Annotated in this window: 20 protein-coding genes; 4 read left to right on the top strand and 16 right to left on the bottom strand. The window is 53.9% G+C overall.

What is annotated here, in order from left to right:
- Positions 1-6 precede the first annotated feature (6 nt).
- From nuoL to lrhA, 12 genes are all read right to left on the bottom strand, one after another.
- Positions 7-1,848: an NADH-quinone oxidoreductase subunit L gene (gene nuoL, locus ACJ9N4_RS06360; RefSeq protein WP_182272125.1), complete on the bottom strand. Its 1,842-nt coding sequence runs from the start codon at positions 1,846-1,848 to the stop codon at positions 7-9.
- Positions 1,845-2,147, bottom strand: a complete 303-nt coding sequence (gene nuoK, locus ACJ9N4_RS06365; RefSeq protein WP_003861496.1) for an NADH-quinone oxidoreductase subunit NuoK — start codon at positions 2,145-2,147, stop codon at positions 1,845-1,847. Before nuoK ends, nuoL begins: the two co-directional genes overlap by 4 nt.
- Complete coding sequence (gene nuoJ / locus ACJ9N4_RS06370) at positions 2,144-2,698, bottom strand: NADH-quinone oxidoreductase subunit J (protein ID WP_063450387.1); 555 nt, start codon at positions 2,696-2,698, stop codon at positions 2,144-2,146. The genes nuoK and nuoJ overlap by 4 nt, the downstream gene beginning before the upstream one ends.
- 10 nt (positions 2,699-2,708) lie before the next feature.
- Positions 2,709-3,251 (bottom strand): NADH-quinone oxidoreductase subunit NuoI, encoded by a 543-nt coding sequence (gene nuoI, locus ACJ9N4_RS06375; RefSeq protein ID WP_010433353.1) that lies wholly within the window; start codon positions 3,249-3,251, stop codon positions 2,709-2,711.
- A 14-nt stretch (positions 3,252-3,265) separates the two neighbouring features.
- Positions 3,266-4,243, bottom strand: coding sequence for an NADH-quinone oxidoreductase subunit NuoH (gene nuoH, locus ACJ9N4_RS06380; RefSeq protein ID WP_182272126.1), 978 nt, complete (start codon positions 4,241-4,243; stop codon positions 3,266-3,268).
- On the bottom strand, positions 4,240-6,966 hold the full coding sequence (gene nuoG, locus ACJ9N4_RS06385; protein ID WP_182918708.1) for an NADH-quinone oxidoreductase subunit NuoG: 2,727 nt from the start codon (positions 6,964-6,966) through the stop codon (positions 4,240-4,242). Before nuoG ends, nuoH begins: the two co-directional genes overlap by 4 nt.
- 56 nt (positions 6,967-7,022) lie before the next feature.
- Positions 7,023-8,360, bottom strand: a complete 1,338-nt coding sequence (nuoF, locus tag ACJ9N4_RS06390) for an NADH-quinone oxidoreductase subunit NuoF (RefSeq protein ID WP_182272128.1) — start codon at positions 8,358-8,360, stop codon at positions 7,023-7,025.
- Complete coding sequence (gene nuoE, locus ACJ9N4_RS06395; protein ID WP_006176513.1) at positions 8,357-8,857, bottom strand: NADH-quinone oxidoreductase subunit NuoE; 501 nt, start codon at positions 8,855-8,857, stop codon at positions 8,357-8,359. The genes nuoF and nuoE overlap by 4 nt, the downstream gene beginning before the upstream one ends.
- A 2-nt stretch (positions 8,858-8,859) precedes the next feature.
- Positions 8,860-10,662, bottom strand: a complete 1,803-nt coding sequence (nuoC, locus tag ACJ9N4_RS06400) for an NADH-quinone oxidoreductase subunit C/D (RefSeq protein WP_182272129.1) — start codon at positions 10,660-10,662, stop codon at positions 8,860-8,862.
- An 89-nt stretch (positions 10,663-10,751) separates the two neighbouring features.
- Positions 10,752-11,426, bottom strand: a complete 675-nt coding sequence (gene nuoB / locus ACJ9N4_RS06405) for an NADH-quinone oxidoreductase subunit NuoB (RefSeq protein WP_003861482.1) — start codon at positions 11,424-11,426, stop codon at positions 10,752-10,754.
- 15 nt (positions 11,427-11,441) lie between these two features.
- Positions 11,442-11,882 (bottom strand): NADH-quinone oxidoreductase subunit NuoA, encoded by a 441-nt coding sequence (nuoA, locus tag ACJ9N4_RS06410; protein ID WP_182272130.1) that lies wholly within the window; start codon positions 11,880-11,882, stop codon positions 11,442-11,444.
- Positions 11,883-12,514: 632 nt separating this feature from the next.
- Positions 12,515-13,453, bottom strand: coding sequence for a transcriptional regulator LrhA (gene lrhA, locus ACJ9N4_RS06415; RefSeq protein WP_182272131.1), 939 nt, complete (start codon positions 13,451-13,453; stop codon positions 12,515-12,517).
- A 1,133-nt stretch (positions 13,454-14,586) separates the two neighbouring features.
- On the opposite strand from lrhA, the gene alaA reads away from it, so the two are divergent.
- Positions 14,587-15,801, top strand: a complete 1,215-nt coding sequence (alaA, locus tag ACJ9N4_RS06420; RefSeq protein ID WP_182272132.1) for an alanine transaminase AlaA — start codon at positions 14,587-14,589, stop codon at positions 15,799-15,801.
- Between the two features lie 94 nt (positions 15,802-15,895).
- Positions 15,896-16,495: a 5'-deoxynucleotidase gene (yfbR, locus tag ACJ9N4_RS06425; RefSeq protein ID WP_182272133.1), complete on the top strand. Its 600-nt coding sequence runs from the start codon at positions 15,896-15,898 to the stop codon at positions 16,493-16,495.
- 65 nt (positions 16,496-16,560) lie between these two features.
- Here yfbR and ACJ9N4_RS06430 read toward each other — a convergent pair whose 3' ends face one another.
- The 4 genes from ACJ9N4_RS06430 to yfbV all read right to left on the bottom strand — a co-directional run bounded on the left by ACJ9N4_RS06430 (position 16,561) and on the right by yfbV (position 20,181).
- Positions 16,561-18,393 carry an SLC13 family permease gene (locus tag ACJ9N4_RS06430; RefSeq protein WP_182272134.1) on the bottom strand — a complete coding sequence of 611 codons (1,833 nt, stop codon included), beginning with the start codon at positions 18,391-18,393 and terminating at the stop codon, positions 16,561-16,563.
- A gap of 74 nt (positions 18,394-18,467) precedes the next feature.
- Positions 18,468-19,127, bottom strand: coding sequence for a sugar phosphatase (locus ACJ9N4_RS06435; RefSeq protein WP_182918709.1), 660 nt, complete (start codon positions 19,125-19,127; stop codon positions 18,468-18,470).
- 11 nt (positions 19,128-19,138) lie between these two features.
- Positions 19,139-19,633 carry a YfbU family protein gene (locus tag ACJ9N4_RS06440; protein WP_182272136.1) on the bottom strand — a complete coding sequence of 165 codons (495 nt, stop codon included), beginning with the start codon at positions 19,631-19,633 and terminating at the stop codon, positions 19,139-19,141.
- Positions 19,634-19,725: 92 nt separating this feature from the next.
- Positions 19,726-20,181 (bottom strand): terminus macrodomain insulation protein YfbV, encoded by a 456-nt coding sequence (gene yfbV, locus ACJ9N4_RS06445; RefSeq protein ID WP_182272137.1) that lies wholly within the window; start codon positions 20,179-20,181, stop codon positions 19,726-19,728.
- A gap of 337 nt (positions 20,182-20,518) precedes the next feature.
- Here yfbV and ackA point away from each other — a divergent pair, with 337 nt between their 5' ends.
- On the top strand, positions 20,519-21,721 hold the full coding sequence (ackA, locus tag ACJ9N4_RS06450; RefSeq protein ID WP_182272138.1) for an acetate kinase: 1,203 nt from the start codon (positions 20,519-20,521) through the stop codon (positions 21,719-21,721).
- A gap of 76 nt (positions 21,722-21,797) precedes the next feature.
- A complete protein-coding gene (pta, locus tag ACJ9N4_RS06455; protein WP_411500352.1) occupies positions 21,798-23,939 on the top strand; it encodes a phosphate acetyltransferase in 2,142 nt (713 codons plus the stop codon).
- Positions 23,940-23,965: the final 26 nt, after the last annotated feature.

The following is a 23,965-nucleotide window of genomic DNA, read 5'->3' on the forward strand; positions in this document are numbered from 1 at the left end:
TAACGATCAACGCAACACCATCAGCAGCGCCAGCACGACAACCGCACCGATGCTCATAGACGCCACATACCAGCGCAGATAACCGTTCTCGCTGAACAGCAGGCCTTTACCTGCAAAGCGGGACAGGATCGCCGGAATATTCATCATGGCGTTCAGTGGGTCGCGCTTCAGCAGCCACGCAATACCCAGGAACGGCTTGACGAAAATCATATCGTACAGCCAGTCGAAGCCCCATGCGTTGTACCACCAGGTGCCCAGCAGACGGCCTGGCGCACTGTTGGCAACAGATGTCACCAGCGTACGTTTACCCAGCCACAGCCATGCTGCAATCAGGATGCCCGCAAGAGCGACCACACCAGAGGTGATTTCAAGCGTCAGAACGCGACCGTGCTCAAGCTCGGTGGTGTCTGGCAGTACGCCCTGCAGCGGTGGCACAATCATCGCGCCAACGAAGGTGGACAGTACCAGCAGCACAATCAGCGGCAGGTGGTGGGTAATCCCCTTCCCTGCGTGAGCGTGAATTTGTTCTTTACCGTGGAATACGATGAAAATCATACGGAAGGTATACAGGGAGGTCATGAACGCACCGACCAGACCCGCAACCATCAGATTGATATGACCATTCGCCATGGCACCCGCAAGGATTTCGTCCTTACTGAAGAAGCCCGCGGTAATCAGCGGCAATGCCGCCAGCGCCGCGCCGCCCACCAGGAAGCAGACATACACCAGCGGGATGGACTTACGCAGTCCGCCCATTTTGAAGATGTTCTGCTCGTGATGGCAGGCCAGGATCACGGAACCGGATGAGAGGAACAGCAGCGCTTTAAAGAACGCATGCGTCATCAGGTGGAAAATCGCCGCGTCCCACGCCTGAACACCCAGGGCCAGGAACATGTAACCAATCTGGCTCATGGTGGAGTATGCGAGAACGCGTTTGATGTCGGTCTGAACCAGCGCGGCAAAGCCTGCCAGCACCAGCGTAACCGCACCGACGATACCCACCAGATGCAGAATTTCCGGAGTCATCAGGAACAGGCCATGAGTACGCGCAATCAGGTAAACACCCGCGGTCACCATGGTTGCTGCGTGGATCAGCGCGGAGACCGGGGTTGGACCCGCCATCGCGTCTGCCAGCCATGTCTGCAACGGCAGCTGTGCTGATTTACCCACAGCACCACCCAGCAGCATCAGCGTTGCCCACATCAGCATATTGTTGCCTGCCGCGAAGTGAGCCGGTGCCAGTTCCACCATTTCGCGGAAGTTCAGCGTGCCCAGTTCGTTGTAGAGAATGAACAGTGCGAAGGCGAGGAACACGTCACCCACACGGGTCACGATGAACGCCTTCATGGCCGCTGCGCCATTCTTCGGATCGGTGTAGTAGAAACCGATCAGCAGGTAAGAACACAGACCCACGCCTTCCCAGCCCAGATACATCAGCAGCAGGTTATCGGCCAGCACCAGAACGACCATGCTCGCGATAAACAGGTTGGTGTAGGCGAAGAAGCGGGAGTAACCCTCTTCACCGCGCATATACCAGGAGGCAAACATGTGGATCAGGAAGCCCACGCCGGTTACCACGGAGAGCATGGTCAGAGACAGACCATCCAGCACCAGGTTAAAACCGATGTTGAAATCACCGACCGACATCCAGGTCCACAGCGGCACGCTGAAAGGCTGCTTGCCGTTGTTGAAGAAGTCGATACCTGCATACGCTGTCACCAGCGCAGCCAGACCGATAGAGCCAATGCCAACGGTTGCAGACAGATTCTCAGACCAGCGGCCACGAGAAAACGCCAGCAGCACGAAGCCAATCAGCGGAAAAATAATGGTTAAGGCAAGCATGTTCATCCACGCAACTCACTTACTGAATCGATGTTCAGGTTCTGGCGGCGACGATGGAGCTGCAGTAACAGCGCCAGGCCAATACTCGCTTCGGCAGCCGCGAGGCTGATAGCAAGAATGTACATCACCTGACCATCGGTCTGGCCCCAGTAGCTACCGGCGACCACGAAGGCCAGCGCGGAAGCGTTGATCATGATTTCCAGACCGATCAGCATAAACAGCAGATTGCGGCGGATGACCAGACCGGTTAAGCCGAGAACGAATAAAATCGCAGCGAGGATCAGTCCATGTGTTAAGGGGATCATGCGCGTTCCTCCGTTTTTCTTTTCGCGCGGTCGTCAGTGCGGTTGCTCAGCACCTCGCCAGCACGCTCTTCGCGGCCAACGTGGAAGGCCACAACCAGACCTGCCAGCAGCAGCATGGAGGCCAGTTCAACCGCCAGAACGTATGGGCCAAACAGCGTAATACCGACTGCTTTAGCGCTGATTGGCGTACCGTCGATGCCCTGATCGTTAACGCCCAGAATGGCGTAAACAATCACCACCAGCATGATGGCCGACAAAATTGCCGGGCCAATCCACACCTGCGGTTTTAACCACTGACGTTCCTGCTCAATTTCAGAGCCGCCCAGATTCAGCATCATTACCACGAAGACGAACAGCACCATGATGGCACCAGCGTAGACGATGATTTCCAGCGCACCGGCAAAGTGCGCGCCCAGCGCAAAGAACACCCCGGAAATAGCCAGCAGCGAAATGATTAAATACAGCAGCGCATGCACCGGATTGGTGTGCGTAATCACTCGCAACGTGGCCAGGATGGCGATGAGGCCACAGATATAAAAAGCGAATTCCATTGCCCTCTCCTTACGGTAACAGGCTCTTGACGTCGATAGGCTTAGCTTCGTTCTCTGCTTCGCCCTTATCTTTGCCGTCGATTGCCATACCCGCCATCCGGTAGAAGTTATATTCCGGGTATTTGCCCGGACCGGAAATCAGCAGATCCTCTTTCTCGTACACCAGATCCTGACGCTTGTACTCACCCAGTTCGAAGTCTGGAGTCAGCTGAATCGCCGTGGTTGGGCACGCTTCTTCACACAGACCGCAGAAGATGCAGCGTGAGAAGTTGATGCGGAAGAACTCAGGGTACCAGCGGCCATCTACCGTCTCTGCTTTCTGCAGAGAGATACAGCCCACCGGACACGCTACCGCACACAGGTTACAGGCAACGCAACGCTCCGAACCGTCCGGGTCGCGCGTCAGCACGATACGGCCACGGTAGCGCGGCGGCAGATATACCGGCTCTTCCGGGTACATCTGGGTTTCGCGTTTGGCAAACGCGTGCAGGCCGATCATCCAGATACTGCGTACCTGGGTGCCGAAGCCTACCAATAATTCTTTTAAGGTCATGATCTCAAAGCCCCTTATGGCTGCTGCCAGAGAATGACAGCCGCCGTTACCAGCAAGTTGACGAGCGTCAGCGGCAGGCAAACTTTCCAGCCGAAGGACATTACCTGGTCATAACGAGGACGCGGTAACGACGCACGAATCAAAATGAACATCATCATGAAGAACGCGGTTTTCAGCGCGAACCAGATGAACGGCGGTAAGAACGGGCCATGCCAGCCACCAAAGAACAGCGTTACCATCAACGCGGAAATGGTGACGATACCAATGTACTCGCCCACGAAGAACAGACCGAACTTCATACCGGAATATTCAATGTGGTAACCGTCGGCCAGTTCCTGTTCGGCTTCTGGCTGGTCAAACGGGTGACGGTGACACACCGCCACGCCCGCGATAGCAAAGGTAATGAAACCAAAGAACTGCGGGATGACGTTCCAGATGTCGGCCTGGTTGTTGACGATGTCGGTCATGTTGAATGAACCGGCCTGCGCCACCACGCCCATCAGGGAAAGACCCAGGAACACTTCGTAGCTGAGCGTCTGCGCGGAAGCACGCATTGCACCCAACAGCGAGTATTTGTTGTTACTGGACCAGCCTGCAAACAGCACCGCGTATACCGCGAGGCCTGCCATCATCAGGAAGAACAGAATGCCGATGTTCAGGTCAGCCACAACCCAGGTCGGGCTGACAGGAACGATAGCAAACGCCAGCAGCAGCGAGGTAAAGGCGATCATCGGTGCCAGAGTAAAGATCACGCGATCCGAGAAGCGCGGGATCCAGTCCTCTTTAAAGAACATCTTGATCATGTCCGCGACCAGCTGGAGTGAACCACCCCAGCCCACGCGGTTCGGTCCGTAACGGTTCTGGAACAGACCGAGCAGACGACGTTCACCAAAGCTCATGAACGCGCCGCAGGTGACCACCACCAGCAGAATGACAATTGCTTTCAGAATGCTCAGCAGGATGTCGATAAGATCCGGCGTTAACCAACTCATGCTTTTGCCTCCTGCAGGTTATCAAGACGCGCACCCGCCAGTACCGGCGCGATGCCAGGCATACCCATCGGTAAACCAACCTGCCCTGCTGTCAGACCTTCGGAGATAATCAGCGGCAGGCTGATTGTCTGGCCATCGTAGCTAAAGGCAATGTTCGCGCCCGCGTTGACGCCAAGCTTAGCGGCATCTGCCGGGTTGAGCTTGATGTACGGCTGCGGCATACGCTGCTGGAAGACCGGAGAACGCTGGGACAACTCGTCGCTACCAAACAGATGGTAGTACGGCGCAATACGCCAGCTACCAACCTGTGCCTGGAAGCTCGCCGGAACGGTGGCGAAGAAGTCCAGACCGGTTTCGGAGGCTTCAATCAGACGCACGCCCGGATCACCGTGACGCAGGGAGCCGCCCACTTCAGCCTGGAATTTGTTCCATGCCTGTGGAGAGTTCCAGCCCGGAGCCCATGCGAACGGAACCTGAGAGCGCGGTGCAGACGGCTGGTTGTTCCCTTCCATTGAGAAGGCAAACATCGTGTCTTTATCCTGCGGCTGACGAGGTTCATGCACACTGATATTGGCACGCATGGCGGTACGACCGCTGTAACGGTGCGGTTCACGCGCCAGTTTCTGACCGCGAATACGGAAGCTTGCGTCAGGTGCCGCATCTTTAATCGCCGCCAGCTGAGGCAGTTTTTCAGCTACCGCATCGATAACGTGGTCAAGCTGCGTCCAGTCCACTTCACGGCTCTGCACGGTGCTGTGCAAAGAGTGCAGCCAGCGCCAGCTTTCCAGCATCACCGTGTTGCTGTCGTAGTACGCGGGGTCATAAACCTGGAAGAAACGCTGCGCGCGGCCTTCGTTGTTGATAACCGTACCGTCGCTTTCTGCGAAGCTTGCCGCAGAGAGCACCAGGTGCGCTTTGTCCATAATGGCTGTGCGCTGATGGTCAATAACCATCACCAGCGGCGCTTTTGCGAGCGCTGCGTCAACGCGTGCCGCAGAGGCATGGCGATGCAGGTCGTTTTCCAGCACCACAACGGCGTCAGCAGCACCGGATTCCAGTTCGCTTAACGCCGCTTCCAGAGAACCGCCGCCAATCATACCCAGACCGATGCTGTTCACCGCACGGGCAATCATGGTTACGCCAACGTCCGCACCACGGCCTTTCAGAGCTTTAGCAACGTTTGCTGCCGCCTGAACGATCTCCGCGCTACCGGCGTTAGTCCCGGAAATAATCAGCGGTTTCTTCGCCCCTGCCAGCGCCTGAACAATCACGTCAACCTTATTTTGCAGGTCGCGATCCAGGCCTTCAACGGCCGGAGAGTTGTTGTCCAGTGCGTGTGCAATCGCAAAACCAAGACGCGCCTGATCTTCAACCGGTGCGCAGTAGGTCCACGCAGCGATATCATCCAGACGGGTGTTGTCGACGTTTGTCACAAACAGTGGGTGTTTGGCGCGCTGACCGATGTTCAGGATTGCTGCAATCTGCCAGTCAGCCACTTTCTGGGCTGCCGCCATTTCACGCGCTTTACCTTTCACCGCCTGACGAACCGCCAGAGCCGCGCGAGCGCCAGTCTGAGTCAGGTCTTCACCCAGCACCAGAACCGCATCATAAGATTCGATTTCGCGCAGCGCAGGGGTATGAATACCACCTTCGCGCAGCACTTTCAGTACCAGTTGCAGACGTTCCTGCTCGCCCTGGGCGATACCGGTATAGAAGTTTTCCGCCCCTACCAGCTCGCGCAACGCGAAGTTGCTTTCGATGCTGGCGCGCGGGGAGCCGATACCGATCACCTTCTTCGACTGGCGCAGAATATCTGCCGCGCCCTGCATCGCCTGTTCAGCGTTCAGGGTGATCAGGTCATCGCCGCGGCGCTGAACCGGCTGACGCGGACGGTCTTTCAGGTTCACATAGCCATAGCCGAAACGACCGCGGTCGCACAGGAAGTAGTGGTTAACGGTACCGTTGTAACGGTTTTCGATACGACGCAGTTCGCCGTAGCGTTCACCCGGGCTGGTGTTACAGCCCAGCGAGCACTGCTGGCAGATGCTTGGCGCAAACTGCATGTCCCACTTACGGTTGTAACGCTCGGAGTGGGTTTTATCGGTGAATACGCCAGTCGGGCAGATTTCTACCAGGTTACCGGAGAATTCGCTTTCAAGCGTACCGTCTTCCGGACGACCGAAGTAGACGTTGTCATGCGCGCCATACACGCCCAGATCCTGACCGTCTGCGTAGTCTTTGTAGTAACGCACGCAGCGGTAGCAGGCGATGCAGCGGTTCATTTCGTGAGAGATGAACGGCCCCAGATCCTGGTTACGGTGGGTACGTTTGGTAAAGCGATAGCGACGGAAGCTGTGACCGGTCATTACGGTCATATCCTGAAGGTGGCAGTTACCGCCCTCTTCACAGACCGGACAGTCGTGTGGGTGGTTGGTCATCAACCATTCCACCACGCTTTCGCGGAACTGTTTGGCTTCTTCGTCATCAATCGAAATAAAAGTGCCTTCGGTGGCTGGCGTCATACAGGACATCACCAGGCGACCACGCGTGTCTTCCGCGTTCTGATATTGCTTCACCGCACACTGGCGGCAAGCACCGACGCTGCCCAGCGCCGGATGCCAGCAAAAGTACGGAATATCAAGGCCGAGCGACAGACAAGCTTCCAGCAGGTTGTCCGCCCCGTTGACCTCATATTCTTTGCCGTCTACATGAATCGTAGCCATTAGCATGCTTCCAGTTGGCTCAGACTATGTCTGAGCGTTAATCAAAATTCTTGTCGTTACCAGCGCGTTTTCAGCAGGTTCGGCTGAATACCATTGATTGCATGGGTATTGCTGAACGGCTGCTTGATGCCTGCTTCGAATTCATCGCGGAAATATTTAATCGCGCTCTGCAGTGGCTCGACGGCACCGGGTGCGTGGGCACAGAAGGTTTTACCTGGGCCCAGGAATCGACACAGTTGCTCAAGTGTCTCGATATCGCCAGGCTGACCTTCGCCACGTTCAATAGCACGGAGGATCTTCACGCTCCACGGCAGACCATCACGGCATGGTGTACACCAGCCGCAGGACTCGCGGGCGAAGAACTCTTCCAGGTTACGCACCAGCGATACCATGCCGATCTCATGGTCGACGGCCATCGCCAGCGCCGTACCCAGACGGCTACCTGCTTTACCAATGCTTTCGAATTCCATTGGCAGGTCAAGGTGGGCTTCGGTCAGGAAGTCTGTCCCTGCCCCACCCGGCTGCCAGGCTTTGAATTTCAGACCGTCACGCATGCCGCCAGCATAGTCTTCAAGAATTTCACGCGCGGTAGTACCGAACGGCAGTTCCCAGACGCCAGGGTTTTTCACGCGACCGGAGAAGCCCATCAGCTTGGTACCAGCATCTTTGCTTGCAGAGATGCCCTGATACCACTCCACGCCGTTAGCGAGGATTGCCGGAACGTTACACAGGGTTTCGACGTTGTTGACGCAGGTCGGTTTGCCCCACACGCCGGAGCTTGCCGGGAACGGTGGCTTGGAACGCGGGTTCGCACGGCGGCCTTCCAGGGAGTTAATCAGCGCGGTTTCTTCACCACAGATATAACGCCCTGCCCCGGTGTGCACGAACAGTTCGAAGTCAAAACCGGTGCCCAGGATATTTTTACCCAGCAGGCCCGCTTCGGTGGCTTCGGCGATCGCGCGGCGCAGGTTTTCTGCCGCTTCGATGTATTCACCGCGCAGGAAGATGTAACCACGGTACGCTTTCAGCGCGAACGCGGAGATCAGCATGCCTTCCACCAGCAGGTGTGGCAGCTGTTCCATCAGCAGGCGGTCTTTATAGGTGCCCGGCTCCATTTCATCGGCGTTACACAGCAGGTAACGGATGTTCATGGATTCGTCTTTTGGCATCAGGCTCCACTTCAGACCGGTGGAGAAGCCCGCACCGCCGCGCCCTTTCAGGCCAGAATCTTTCACCGCGTTAACGATTTCATCCGGTGCCATGCCGCCGAGGGCTTTACGCGCACCGGCATAGCCGTTTTTGCTTTGGTATTCGTCGAGCCATACCGGCTGTTTGTCATCGCGCAGACGCCAGGTCAGCGGATGAGTCTCAGCAGTACGAATTACAGTTTTCATTTGTACTGCTCCAGCAGGTCAGGAATGGCTTCCGGCGTCAGATGGCTGTGAGTGTCCTCATCAATCATCATGGTCGGCCCCTTGTCGCAGTTACCCAGGCAGCAGGTTGGCAGCAGAGTAAAGCGACCGTCGAACGTGGTCTGGCCCGGCTTGATATTGAGTTTTTTCTCAATTGCCGCCTGAATGCCCTGATAACCGGTAATGTGACAAACAACGCTGTCACAATAGCGGATCACATGGCGGCCTACCGGCTGACGGAAGATCTGGCTGTAGAACGTGGCTACACCTTCTACATCACTTGCCGGAATACCCAGCACTTTTGCGATCTCATAGATCGCCCCATCCGGCACCCAACCACGCTGTTTCTGAACGATTTTCAGCGCTTCAATGGACGCCGCACGCGGGTCTTCGTAGTGGTGCATCTCGTGCTCAATGGCGGCACGCTCTGCTTCACTCAGCTCAAAAGCCTCGGTTTGTGGTTGTTGATTCTCGTGCATAATTAGCGGTCCACATCTGACATAACAAAATCGATACTACCCAGATACACAATCAGGTCGGAGACCAGACTGCCGCGAATGGCGGCCGGGATCTGCTGCAGGTGCGCGAAGCTTGGCGTACGCACACGGGTACGGTAGCTCATGGTGCTGCCGTCACTGGTCAGGTAGTAGCTGTTGATACCCTTGGTCGCTTCAATCATCTGGAAGGATTCATTGGCCGGCATGACCGGACCCCAGGAAACCTGCAGGAAGTGGGTGATCAGGGTTTCGATATGTTGCAGCGTGCGCTCTTTCGGTGGCGGCGTGGTCAGCGGGTGATCCGCTTTGAACGGGCCTTCCGGCATGTTGTTGAGGCACTGCTCAAGGATGCGCAGACTCTGGCGCAGCTCTTCTACTTTCAGCATCACGCGGGTGTAGCAGTCGGATACACCGCCGCCAACCGGGACTTCAAAGTCGAAGTTCTCGTAGCCAGAGTAAGGACGGGCTTTACGCACGTCGAAATCAATACCGGTTGCACGCAGACCCGCCCCTGTTGTCCCCCACTCCAGCGCTTCTTTCGCGCCGTAGGCAGCAACGCCCTGGGAACGGCCTTTCAGGATGGTGTTACGCAGTGCGGCTTTCTCGTAAGAGGCCAGACGTTTTGGCATCCAGTCGAGGAATTCACGCAGCAGACGATCCCAACCGCGCGGCAGATCGTGTGCGACACCACCGATACGGAACCAGGCCGGGTGCATACGGAAGCCGGTAATCGCTTCAACCAGATCGTAGATTTTCTGACGGTCGGTAAAGGCGAAGAAGACCGGGGTCATCGCGCCAACGTCCTGAATGAACGTGGAGATGTACAGCAGGTGGCTGTTAATACGGAACAGTTCAGACAGCATGACGCGGATCACGTTAACGCGATCCGGCGTGGTGATGCCTGCCAGTTTCTCAACGGCCAGCACGTATGGCATTTCGTTTACGCAACCGCCGAGGTATTCGATACGGTCGGTATACGGAATGTAGCTGTGCCAGGACTGGCGCTCGCCCATCTTCTCAGCACCACGGTGGTGGTAACCGATATCCGGTACGCAGTCGACAATCTCTTCGCCATCAAGCTGAAGAATAATACGGAATGCACCGTGCGCAGATGGGTGGTTCGGGCCGAGGTTGAGGAACATGAAGTCCTCGTTGTCGGTACCGCGCTTCATGCCCCAGTCTTCCGGCTTGAAGGTCAGTGCTTCCATCTCCAGATCCTGCTTGGCTTTGGTCAGCTCAAACGGGTCGAATTCAGTTGCACGTGCCGGGTAGTCTTTACGCAGCGGGTGGCCGGTCCAGGTCTGCGGCATCATGATGCGCGTCAGGTGTGGGTGGCCGTCAAAGGTCATGCCGAACATTTCCCAGGTTTCACGCTCATACCAGTTGGCGTTCGGGAAAAGTTTGGTGATCGTCGGCAGATGCATGTCGTTTTCAGACAATGCCACCTTGAGCATGATATCCGTATTGCGGTCTATTGAGATCAGGTGGTAGAAAACGGAAAAATCCGCAGCAGGGAGACCCTGGCGGTGCGTACGCAGACGTTCATCCATGCCGTGTAAGTCAAACAGCATGACGTAAGGTTTTGGCAATTTCTTGAGGAAATCGACAACTTCCAGTAATTGTTCACGCTTCACCCAGACAACGGGTACCCCGGTGCGGGTGGCCTGAACAGTAAAGGCATCCGGCCCAAAACGGTTGCGCAGTTCGCCAATGACAGGGTCATCCAGATGATCCCGGGTCTGCCAGGCGGCTTCTTGCGCGGTTAAGTCGGTCATATTGTTCACCATTGCAAATGGTCCGTGGTGACTGTCAAGCCTGGCTTCGCGCTATTTGAGTAGTGATATGCGAAGGTATTCTCCAGGCCAACAGGCGCAAATTAAATTTCGTCAGGCGTACGCAGGTTGGTGACTGCAATACGTTCACCGCGTTTACGCTCGCGCTCAGACTGCATGTTCGCGCGATACACACCCTGATCGCCTACAACCCATGAAAGTGGGCGGCGCTCTTTACCGATAGACTCCTGCAGCAGCATCAGCGCCTGCATGTAAGCCTCCGGACGCGGCGGGCAACCTGGGATGTAAACGTCGACTGGAATGAACTTATCAACGCCCTGCACGACGGAATAAATGTCGTACATCCCGCCAGAGTTCGCGCAAGCGCCCATAGAGATAACCCATTTAGGTTCGAGCATCTGGTCATAAAGACGCTGAATAACCGGTGCCATCTTGGTAAAGCACGTACCGGCGACCACCATCAGGTCAGCCTGACGTGGGGACGCGCGGAGCACCTCGGCCCCAAAACGCGCAACGTCATGCACCGCAGTGAATGACGTCACCATTTCAACGTAGCAGCAAGAAAGGCCAAAGTTGTAAGGCCAGATGGAGTTCTTACGCCCCCAGTTGACCATATCGTGCATGGCATGCTCAAGCTTACCCATGTACACGCTTTTATTGACTTCTTGCTCCAGGGGGTCGGTTACGATCTCCTGTTTTTGCAGGGGGTAACGGTCATTCTCACCGTTAGGATCTATGCGGGTGAGCGTATAATCCATCTTATTGCCTCGCTGTTACTGCTGACGATTAGAGATACTGTTTTCCGGGTTGATGTGTTCACGACGTGAACGCGCAGGCGTCCAGTCAAGCGCGCCAATACGCACCAGATAAACCAGACCGGCCAGTAGCACTAAAATGAAAATTGCGGCCTCGACAAAGCCTATCCAACCACTTTCGCGGATGGAGGTAGACCATGCGAAAAGGTAAAGCGCTTCCACGTCAAAGATGACGAAGAACATAGCTACCAGATAGAACTTGGCAGACAGGCGTAAGCGAGCGGAACCTACTGAATCAATACCTGATTCGAAAGGTGTGTTTTTGTGCCTTGCGCGGGCGCGACCGCCCAGGAACCAGCCGCCGACTAACATCAGGCAGCACAGGCCAATGGCTACAATAAGAAAGATTGCGAATGCCCAGTGATGAGCGATGACTTCTGTGGATGTTGACATACTCATTGCTTACTCATCAAAAGTGATACCGACGACACTGCTCTTGCTGGCAGATGGGCATCACATCGATTCATGGGGAGGAACAAATAACCTTACACTAACTGTCGGAAATGGGGCGTAGACAGCAAAATGATGTGGTTTTTTACTCCTTTCTATAACCTTTTGTCAACTTTAACAAAGGTTTCTTCACATTAAATTACATCGCACGATTACCATTAACATTTCATGCCCTTTAACCCTGGTGGGTTCCAGACTTTACGTCAAACGCATGTTGTTGAATCGTGTCCGTTTTGGAAGTAAAAAAAACAACCCTCCTATTTTGACAGGATTTGCCAACGATTCCTCCCCCCAAATGGGAGTATTTTCTTGATCTGAGACACGCTTTTGTTAATTCAATCGAAAAAACGGCAACATATTTCCTGTTTTTTTAACATCAAAGGGATGAGGAAGACGTCAGAACGGAAAACGAACACGTTTTAAGCAAATTCATTTATCTGATTAATAAATAAAACCTATTTACCTAATCCATGCTGTTGAGGAGGTTATTGTCGACCAAAAAAAAACCACTCTACGCAAAAATCGCGCGAGTGGCCTTTTTTTTACACTTACATTTTGTTACCAGAATTTTGAGTCTCTGATCACTCAAAGTCCCTTTCGACAACCAGGGAGTCACCCCCCTCTTCAGGAGTAACATGCTCGTACTGCCAGGGGTTGTGGTAGGTTTCAATGGCCTCGAACACCACCTTCGCCAGTTCATTATTGCTGGATGCGTTGCGACAAAGCAGGTACTCCGTATCCGGCAATGCAGGAAGACCTTCCGCTTTACCCAGTACGCGCAGATCCGGACTCATCATCTCTACCGGACGTGCGGTTACGCCAAGACCCGCTTTTACGGCGGCACGTACCGCTGGCAGTGTGGATGCCACATACGCCAGACGCCACGGAATGTTGGCCTCATTTAGCGCAGTGATCACCATATCGCGGAACGGGCTTGGCTCGTCCAGCAAAACCAACGGTATTGCCTCGCCTTTTTGCAGCACATATTCAGCCGCGCAGTACCAGTGCGTCGGAGAAGTACGCAGCGTCAGACACTCAAATTGCCCAGGACGATGCGTCGTGACCACCAGGTCGACTTCATTCTCTTTCAACATATCAACCATAAAGGCGTTACGTTTTACGCTAACATCCAGCGCAAGCTTCGGATAAACCGAACTAATACGATTGAGAAGGAAAGGCAATATAGTATCCGCTGACTCATCAGATGCACCTAATGTTAACACCCCCTGAAGGTTGCTAAACATTAATGACATACATGCTTCGTCATTAAAGCGAAGTATTTTTCTGGCATAACCCAGTAGCTGAATACCGTGTTCAGTCAATAGCTTATTACGCCCATGGCGCGCAAAAAGCTCTTTACCGACCAGTTGTTCCAGCCGTTGCATTTGCTGGCTAACAGCGGACTGGGTTCGGCAAACTGCGGCAGCAGCAGCTGCAAAAGTGTTGAGATCGGCGACCGCAACAAACGTTCTCAGCAGATCGAGGTCGAGATTCATTATCGGACGATTTGCATTTATCATATCTATTCACTTTCAGGTTGCTCGTGCGGAGCTGCCCGGGTTGAAGCTGTGTGTAACAGTTAAGCAATTCCCTCTGACGATTATCCCTCGCATCCTGACCCGGCAGACTGCCTGACAGATAGTTATTGTGCTGCTTTTTTCACTTCACCCTTCAGGCTGCTTCCGTATTGGCCGCGTCTGCTCACCCCAGCCACTGACCTGAGTAAGCTTCCGGGGATTTTCAGACGTGCCGCGTTACCCGGCCTGCGGCCTCCCCCCTTCGGGGCCAGCGCAAGCACAGTTCAAAAACGCTGAAAGCGTTTTTGTGATGCAGCTTGAATGATTTTGTGTATATATCAACAGTCAGAAAGCACGTTTCATGACGTTATTTTTATTCTCTTAAACGTTCAGGATATTTAGATGTTCGCAGATTTATGTAAATTACATTAAAGGTAAGACACATTTTCTGCCATCTTTATCGCAGCGCTGTCAACGCAGCAGGATGTGCTTCGCACACTCCAGCCAGAGAGAACTCTAACAATAACAATCGACTAATTCAGAAAATCAGTTCCAGATATACAAGACGAGCGCATCTTTCATCTGCTTTCCTGAAAGACATCTTAACCCAAATCCACCTTATTTATAAGTCTTATTGCAATATTAAGGATTTAAGGGTGTTGATAAGTGGCTAAACTAATTTTATTAAAATTAACGAAAGTTGCATTTTCGTCGTTAATAATAAATAAATTTTAATTTAGATTAAGGTCATTCATTAATGACACTTAACATTAAATTTACATGAGTAACCTTTAGCCCAGGGTGTCTATTACAGTAACCCGTATCTCAACATTCAGGTTTTACGAAAAGTCACTCAGGGTAACGTCTTGCATCCGGCTGACCCTATTTTATTTTTAACAGCACAATATGCAACTATCATATCAATCAACAGCACAATAAACCTAAAACCACACTATGTGCATTACTTTAGGTCAGCGAAATGGCTCGCAGCCAGCAAAATAGATTCAACAAGAATTAGTCCATTGTACGAAATCTTCTTCTGTACGCCCTTCAAAATGAAGCGAGGGGGGAGTACATTGTTCCGTGCTGACTTCCACGGCAGGGAGTGGCAATAATAGCGAAAAGGTTAAAGGTTCATGTCCCCTATCGAAAAATCCAGCAAGCTAGATAACGTCTGTTATGACATCCGTGGCCCGGTTCTGAAAGAGGCAAAGCGCCTCGAAGAAGAAGGCAATAAGGTTCTGAAACTCAACATTGGTAATCCTGCGCCATTTGGTTTTGAAGCGCCGGATGAGATCCTGGTAGATGTGATCCGCAACCTGCCCACTGCACAAGGCTATTGCGATTCAAAAGGACTCTACTCCGCGCGTAAAGCCATCATGCAGCACTACCAGGCGCGCGGCATGCGTGACGTTACCGTTGAAGATATCTATATTGGCAACGGCGTCTCTGAGCTTATCGTGCAGGCCATGCAGGCACTGCTGAACAGCGGTGACGAAATGCTGGTACCCGCGCCTGACTACCCGCTGTGGACAGCAGCAGTATCACTGTCCAGCGGTAAAGCGGTGCACTACCTGTGCGACGAGTCCTCTGACTGGTTCCCGGATCTCGATGATATTCGCGCTAAGATAACCCCTCGCACGCGCGGTATCGTCATTATCAACCCGAACAACCCAACGGGTGCGGTCTATTCCAGAGAGTTACTGATGGAGATCGTGGAGATCGCCCGCCAGCACAACCTGATTATCTTTGCCGACGAAATTTACGACAAAATTCTGTACGATGCGGCGCAACACCACTCTATCGCCGCACTGGCACCGGATCTGCTGACCATTACCTTCAACGGCCTGTCCAAGACCTATCGTGTGGCGGGTTTCCGTCAGGGCTGGATGGTACTGAACGGGCCGAAAAAACACGCCAAAGGGTATATCGAAGGGCTTGAGATGCTGGCGTCCATGCGTTTATGCGCCAACGTTCCGGCACAGCACGCGATCCAGACCGCACTCGGTGGTTACCAGAGCATCAGCGAATTTATCACCCCGGGTGGCCGTCTGTACGAACAGCGTAACCGCGCGTGGGAGCTGATCAACGATATCCCGGGCGTCTCCTGTGTCAAACCTAACGGCGCGCTCTACATGTTCCCGAAAATTGACGCGAAGCGCTTCAATATTCATGACGACCAGAAAATGGTGCTCGATTTCCTGTTACAGGAAAAAGTGCTGCTGGTTCAGGGTACCGCGTTCAACTGGCCGTGGCCGGATCACGTGCGCATCGTCACCCTGCCGCGTGAGGACGACCTCGAAATGGCCATCAGTCGCTTTGGCCGCTTCCTCTCCGGTTACCACCAGTAATCTTAAAAATCAGGCTACTTCGGTAGCCTGATTTGCATCTTGTCTCCCCTACCCGCACAATGAAGTCTGTCGCAGTGAAGACAAAAGGTAACCTATGAGTCAGAGTCATTTCTTTGCCCATCTCTCCCGCCTTAAACTGATCAACCGCTGGCCTTTGATGCGCAATGTGCGCACTGAAAATGTGTCGGAACACAGCCTGCAGGTTGCGATGGTCGCTCACGCACTGGCGGCCATTAAAAACCGTAAATTCAACGGGCAGGTCAATGCTGAGCGTATTGCTCTGCTGGCAATGTATCACGATGCCTCTGAAGTGCTGACCGGGGATTTACCCACACCGGTGAAATATTTCAACTCGCAGATTGCGCAGGAATATAAGGCGATCGAGAAGATTGCCCAGCAGAAGTTGATCGATATGGTGCCGGAAGAGTTGCGCGATATCTTCGAACCGCTGATCGACGAACATCGTTATACGGAAGATGAACAATCGCTGGTGAAACAGGCGGATGCGCTGTGCGCCTATCTGAAATGTCTGGAAGAGTTGTCAGCCGGAAATAATGAGTTTTTACTGGCCAAAACGCGTCTGGAAAAAACGCTCGAATCCCGCCGCAGTGAAGAGATGGATTATTTTATGCAGGTGTTCGTACCGAGCTTCCATTTGTCGCTGGATGAAATTAGCCAGGATTCACCGCTATAACAGACCATGATTGCCCGGCGGCGCTGCCGGACTGATCCCATCGCAGACGCCACCCGACAATTTACTTAAAACGGGAACAATACCGGAATCAACACTACGCACACCAACATCACCAGCACGGTGAACGGCACGCCAATCTTCACGAAATCGCTAAATTTGTAGTTACCTGGCCCCAGCACCAGCGTGTTAACCGGCGAAGAGACCGGGGTCATAAACGCCGCAGAGGCCGCCATTGCCACCATCATGGCAAATGGATACGGTGAAACCCCCATCGATTTCGCCATTGCCAGTGCGATGGGAGCCATCAGTACGGCCGTCGCCGTATTGGAAATAAACAACCCGATGGCGGCACACATGATAAACAGACACACCATCATCATATACGGGCCATATCCCCCGCCGACATCCATTAGCCCTTTAACCACCAAATCCACGCCACCGGTCTTTTGCAGTGCCAGGGCAAAGGGCATCATCCCGACAATCAGAATGATGCTCGGCCAGTGAACGGCTTTGTAGGCACTTTCAGCATCAATACAGCGGAATTTCCCCATCAGCAGGCAGGCAATAATCGCCGCGATCGGATTGGGGATCTCATCGGTAAGCATTAACGCCACCATCAGCACCAGACAAAAAATCGCATGGGGTGCCTGGCTATGCGCCGGAGACGCATCGCTCTCTTCAACGGGCATATTGAGTACCACAAAATCGCGGCCTTTCTGTCCAAGCTGGCTGATCAGCTTCCAGTTGCCAACCACGAGGAAAATATCCCCCAGCAGGATGGGTTCATCCACAACCGCACCTTTCATCGCCACGCCATCGCGCTTTAAGCCCACCACATTCAGGCCATAACGGGTACGGAAGCCCATTTCGCGCACAGTTTTACCCAATAATTCAGACTCAGGGATCAGCGACACTTCAGCCATGCCGACGTCCAGCGCCTGGTCTGAAAAATACTCGCCGCGCAGCACCATCGGCTCCAGCAGTTGTTCACTGCAAAACTCGCGCAGATCAACATCCGCCGTGGACATATCAATCAGCAAAACGTCACGCGCCCGGAATTCCGACACCCCGTTCACGTTCACGATCACCCGACGGAAACGACGCCAGCGCTCCACGCCGATCACGTTCGCGCCATAGCGTTCCCGCAGCTTCAGGTCGTCCAGACGCTGGCCGACCATCGGTGAACCTGGGCGAATGGCCAGACGGCGGGCGCGCCCGGTCAGACGGTACTCTTTGATCAAATCTCGAAAGGTACGCCGTTTCCAGCCGTCTTTGCTTTTATCCTGCGTCTCGCCCTGCAGGGCAAAGCGGGTCAGCAGCATATAGATAACGCCCATGACCAGAATCACCAGCCCAAGCGGGGTAACGCTGAAAAAACTGAAACCCTGTAACCCTTCACGGATCAGCTCACTGTTGACGACCAGGTTCGGTGGTGTAGCCACCAGCGTCATCATGCCGCTAACAAGCCCGGCAAAGCTCAGGGGCATCATCAGACGCGACGGTGAGGTCTGCATCCGCATGGAGACGCTGAGTACCACGGGGATAAAGATCGCGACAACGCCAGTTGAACTCATAAACGCCCCCAGCCCGGCAACCGTCAGCATCAGGTAGATCAGCATTTTGGTTTCACTGTTACCTGCCACCTTCACCAGCCACGATCCCACAATGGTCGCGACGCCAGTGCGCACCAGGCCGTCACCAATAATGAACAGAGCAGCAATCAGGATCACGTTAGGGTCGCTAAACCCGGAGAAGGCCTCCGGAAGCGTGAGCGTACCGCTCAACACAAACGCAACAATAACAAACAAGGCGACGGCATCCATGCGCACCTTGCCTGTAGCAAAGAGAATGATAGCGATTAAAAGCAGGCTGAGGACCCAAATCAGTTCACCGTTCACAACATGTCCTTGTCTGAGGGGGTACAAAATTTTGCCATAAAAAAGCCCCAGCAATGTGGGGCTAAATCATGGGATTACATTTTCAGCGAGACGGTAACAACGCCGTCAGGTGCTTTAGAGACAGCAAGTGTCGTCAGCGAGTTAAGCACAAAATCGGCTTCGTCCAGCCGGGGCGAGTCCGCCGGTACGTTGACGGCGATAACATGGCTTCCGGCATTCAACCCGGCCAGCACTCCGGCTGCCGCATCTTCCACCACCACGCAGTCTGCGGGAGCAAGACCCAGCAGTTCAGCGCCGAGTAAAAACGCATCAGGTTCAGGTTTGCCGCGCTTGACGCGTTCAGCGGTGATGAACACTTCTGGCTTCGGCAAGCCTGCCGCCTTATGACGGGCATGCGCAACCGGAATCGAGCCGGAGGTCACTATCGCCCACGGGATCTGCTCTTCATTAAGATGTTCAAGCAGTTCACGCGCCCCGGGCAGCGCGGCGATGCCGTCCGTGTCGGTGGATTCAATATGCTCAAGATAGCTGAACTCTGCCTGAATATCTTCCTCAGTGCGCCCCACCAGAAAATGCCGTAACGAGGTAATGGCCTGTTTGCCGTGGATAAAATTCAGCACGTCCTGATGGTCGATGCCATGTCTGTCAGCCCAATGGCACCATGAACGCTCCACAACCGGCAGCGAATCCACCAGCGTACCGTCCAGATCAAACAGAAAACCTTTACACTGCACACGCACCTCCGTCAGGCATTAATGATTTGTTGAATTTCGTTGCTGCTTAAATGGTACTGGCGTGGGCACGAATGCCATACGCTCAGCATGCGCTGATATTTTTCCCACATTGGGGTTTGCGCGTTAAAACCGTGAGTACCCGCATCAAAATGGGTATAGCGCCCTTCGGTATTCACCATAAAGCGTACATAGCTCAGATAGCGCGCTTCCGTTGCGGCATCAAAGCCCAGGAACGTCACGCGACGCTCGTCGATGGACGGTTGATCTTTCAGATTGGTCCAGGAAACGTGCAGCGCGTGATACATCTCCATAATGTCGATGATCAGGCGGCAGGTTTCTTCTTTCAGCTCGCCAAACTCGCGATCCAGTTCGCGCATCTGCAAACCGAAGCCACGTTCAACGATAGTCTGTAAGCGGCGGTAGCGCTCTGCGTTGTCGGGATCAAGCATAGTCATCATCTTGTACTGATTAGACAAAATCAGACGTTGAGCATTGGTCATTTCCATCTTTCGACTCCTGTAGCGCATTGCACTTGAAAAAAAAGACACGGTAACTGTTTGTTACTGTGCCTTCTTTTATTCATCGTTTCGATGATCAATCACAAACCATCGAGGAATGTTTTATCAAGTTGTTTAAAAGCCCGCTTGAGGGTATCGGCCAGCGCCTGGTAATCCGGTTTACCTTCGACCGGAGCAAGCGCCTGCCCTGCTTCCTCGAGTTTCCCGCGAACTTCATAAAACCAGTGTAAAATTCCGGGAGGTAATGGCGTAATTGAACGCTTACCTAACCACCACAGTCCCTGCATCGGCAGACTTAGCGCAAAGAGCGCCGTGGCGACGGCCGGGCCAAGCTGCCCCCCGAGGGCAATTTGCCAGCACAGCGTAAATATCGCGACAGGCGGCATAAAGCGAATCGCATGGCGGGTGGCGCGGATGACGCGATTCTCAACAAACATAGGCGCAAGGCGCTTTTCCATCGGCCAGGTCTTTGCGTAATGCTGTCCCCGACGAAACAGACTAAAAAAGTTCACGGACGGGATCTCAGGTGTCGACATGGCTGTACCTCAACTTCACGTATAAAAATTAAAATTTTCATGCAAAACCACAACAGGCTATGACAACGTTCAAAATATTTTGTCATCACTACCCCGTATCGGGTATCCTGTGCCAGCCTGATAGGGCCTTAGACGAGAATCGTTAACTCGTCAAATTATCGCATATTATGCCATCGCCTGAAAAATGTTCAAAATGGCATAAAATCATAGGTATTTCTTCCATCATGCCAGAATGTTCGTTTGGCATGATGTTAATCATAAATGTCTGGGTCAGCATGCGTTACGCTGTTAGACTCACTGACGTTTTTTTAGCCACGTATCAATAATAGGTACTTCCATGTCGAGTAAGTTAGTACTGGTTCTGAACTGCGGTAGCTCCTCACTGAAATTCGCCATCATCGATGCGCTCAACGGTGACGAGTACCTCTCTGGTTTGGCCGAATGTTTCCATCTGCCTGAAGCACGTATCAAGTGGAAGATGGACGGTAGCAAACAAGAAGCGGCTTTAGGTGCAGGCGCCGCTCACAGTGAAGCGCTGAACTTTATCGTTAACACTATTCTGGCACAAAAACCAGAACTGTCTGCTCAGCTGACTGCGATTGGTCACCGTATCGTCCACGGCGGCGAAAAATACACCAGCTCCGTCGTGATCGACGAATCTGTGATCCAGGGCATCAAAGACTCTGCATCCTTCGCGCCGCTGCACAACCCGGCTCACCTGATCGGTATCGCTGAAGCGCTGAAATCCTTCCCGCAGCTGAAAGACAAAAACGTGGCCGTGTTTGACACCGCGTTCCATCAGACTATGCCGGAAGAATCTTACCTCTACGCCCTGCCATACAGCCTGTACAGAGAGCACGGTGTTCGTCGCTACGGCGCACATGGCACCAGCCACTTCTATGTGACGCAGGAAGCGGCAAAAGTACTGAACAAACCGGTTGAAGAACTGAACATCATCACCTGCCACCTGGGCAACGGTGGTTCTGTTTCTGCTATCCGTAACGGTAAATGTGTTGATACTTCTATGGGTCTTACCCCACTGGAAGGTCTGGTGATGGGTACCCGTTCCGGTGATATCGACCCGGCGATCATCTTCCACCTGCACGACACCCTGGGCATGAGCGTTGACCAGATCAACAAAATGCTGACCAAAGAGTCTGGCCTGCTGGGTCTGACCGAAGTCACCAGCGACTGCCGTTATGTTGAAGACAACTACGCAGAAAAAGCGGACGCTAAACGTGCAATGGACGTTTACTGCCACCGCCTGGCAAAATACATCGGTTCTTACACTGCGCTGATGGAAGGTCGTCTGGACGCGGTAATCTTCACCGGTGGTATCGGTGAGAATGCGGCAATGGTCCGTGAACTGACCCTGGGTAAACTGGGCGTTCTGGGCTTCGACGTTGATCACGAACGTAACCTGGCTGCCCGTTTCGGTAAGTCTGGTTTCATCAACAAAGAAGGTACCCGTCCAGCTATCGTTATCCCAACGAACGAAGAGCTGGTCATCGCGCAAGACGCGAACCGCCTGACTGCCTGATTCCACACCGCCAGCAATGCTGGCGGTGCTGTTTTGTAACCCGCCCAATGTCGGCGGTAACGAAAGAGGATAAACCGTGTCCCGTATTATTATGCTGATCCCTACCGGAACCAGCGTCGGCCTGACCAGCGTCAGCCTTGGCGTTATCCGTGCTATGGAACGCAAAGGCGTTCGTCTGAGCGTCTTTAAGCCAATCGCCCAGCCTCGTGCCGGTGGCGATGCGCCAGACCAGACCACCACCATCGTGCGTAAGAACTCCAATCTGCCAGCGGCTGAACCGCTGAAGATGAGCCACGTTGAATCTCTGCTCTCCAGCAACCAGAAAGACGTGCTGATGGAAGAGATCATCGCCAACTACCACGCGAACACTCAGGACGCGGAAGTGGTTCTGGTTGAAGGCCTGGTTCCTACGCGCAAACACCAGTTTGCCCAGTCTCTGAACTTCGAAATCGCGAAAACGCTGAACGCTGAGATCGTCTTCGTCATGTCTCAGGGTACTGACACCCCAGAGCAGCTGAACGAGCGTATCGAACTGACTCGCAGCAGCTTCGGCGGCGTAAAAAATACCAACATCACCGGCGTTATCGTTAACAAACTGAACGCCCCGGTTGATGAGCAGGGTCGTACTCGCCCTGACCTGTCCGAGATCTTCGACGACTCTTCCAGAGCGAAAGTCATCAAAGTTGACCCGGCTAAACTGCAAAGCTCCAGCCCGCTGCCAGTACTGGGCGCGGTACCGTGGAGCTTCGATCTGATTGCCACCCGTGCAATCGATATGGCGCATCACCTGAACGCCACCGTGATCAACGAAGGCGACATCAACACCCGTCGCGTGAAGTCCGTGACCTTCTGTGCGCGCAGCATCCCGCACATGCTGGAACACTTCCGTGCAGGCTCCCTGCTGGTGACTTCCGCTGACCGTCCTGACGTGCTGGTTGCAGCCTGCCTGGCGGCAATGAACGGCGTGGAAATCGGTGCCATTCTGCTGACCGGTGCTTACGATATGGACCCACGCGTCAGCAAGCTGTGCGAGCGCGCATTTGCCACTGGCCTGCCGGTCTTTATGGTGAACACCAACACCTGGCAGACCTCCCTGAGCCTGCAGAGCTTCAACCTGGAAGTGCCGGTTGATGACCACGAACGTATCGAGAAAGTGCAGGAATACGTTGCGGGCTACATCAACGCAGACTGGATCGAATCCCTGACTGCGACTTCTGAGCGCAGCCGTCGTCTGTCTCCACCAGCCTTCCGTTACCAGCTGACTGAGCTGGCGCGTAAAGCGGGCAAACGCGTTGTTCTGCCAGAAGGTGATGAACCACGTACCGTTAAAGCGGCAGCTATCTGCGCAGAACGCGGTATCGCGACCTGTGTGCTGCTGGGTAACCCGGATGAAATCACCCGTGTGGCGGCCTCTCAGGGCGTTGAGCTGGGTGCGGGTATCGAAATCGTTGACCCGGAAGTGGTTCGCGAAAGCTACGTAGCCCGTCTGGTTGAACTGCGTAAGAGCAAGGGCATGACCGAAGCCGTTGCGCGTGAACAGCTGGAAGACAACGTGGTGCTGGGTACGCTGATGCTGGAACAGGACGAAGTTGACGGTCTGGTTTCTGGTGCTGTTCACACCACCGCGAACACCATCCGTCCGCCATTGCAGCTGATCAAAACTGCACCGGGCAGCTCACTGGTGTCTTCCGTGTTCTTCATGCTGCTGCCTGAACAGGTTTACGTTTACGGCGACTGTGCGATCAACCCGGATCCAACGGCAGAACAGCTGGCTGAAATCGCTATCCAGTCTGCAGACTCCGCGATTGCCTTCGGTATCGAACCACGCGTGGCGATGCTCTCCTACTCTACCGGCACTTCTGGTGCAGGCAGCGATGTAGAGAAAGTTCGCGAAGCGACCCGTCTGGCGCAGGAAAAACGTCCTGACCTGATGATCGACGGCCCGCTGCAGTACGACGCTGCGGTAATGGCTGACGTGGCGAAATCCAAAGCGCCTAACTCACCGGTTGCCGGTCGCGCTACCGTGTTCATCTTCCCGGATCTGAACACCGGTAACACCACCTACAAAGCGGTACAGCGTTCTGCAGACCTGATCTCCATCGGGCCAATGCTGCAGGGTATGCGCAAACCTGTGAACGACCTGTCCCGTGGTGCGCTGGTAGACGATATCGTCTACACCATCGCGCTGACCGCGATCCAGTCCTCACAGCAGCAGTAATTTTTTACTGCACTAAAAAGGCGACC

It is taken from the genome of Enterobacter sp. LM3, assembly GCF_046622475.1.
Classification (GTDB): domain Bacteria; phylum Pseudomonadota; class Gammaproteobacteria; order Enterobacterales; family Enterobacteriaceae; genus Enterobacter; species Enterobacter cloacae_P.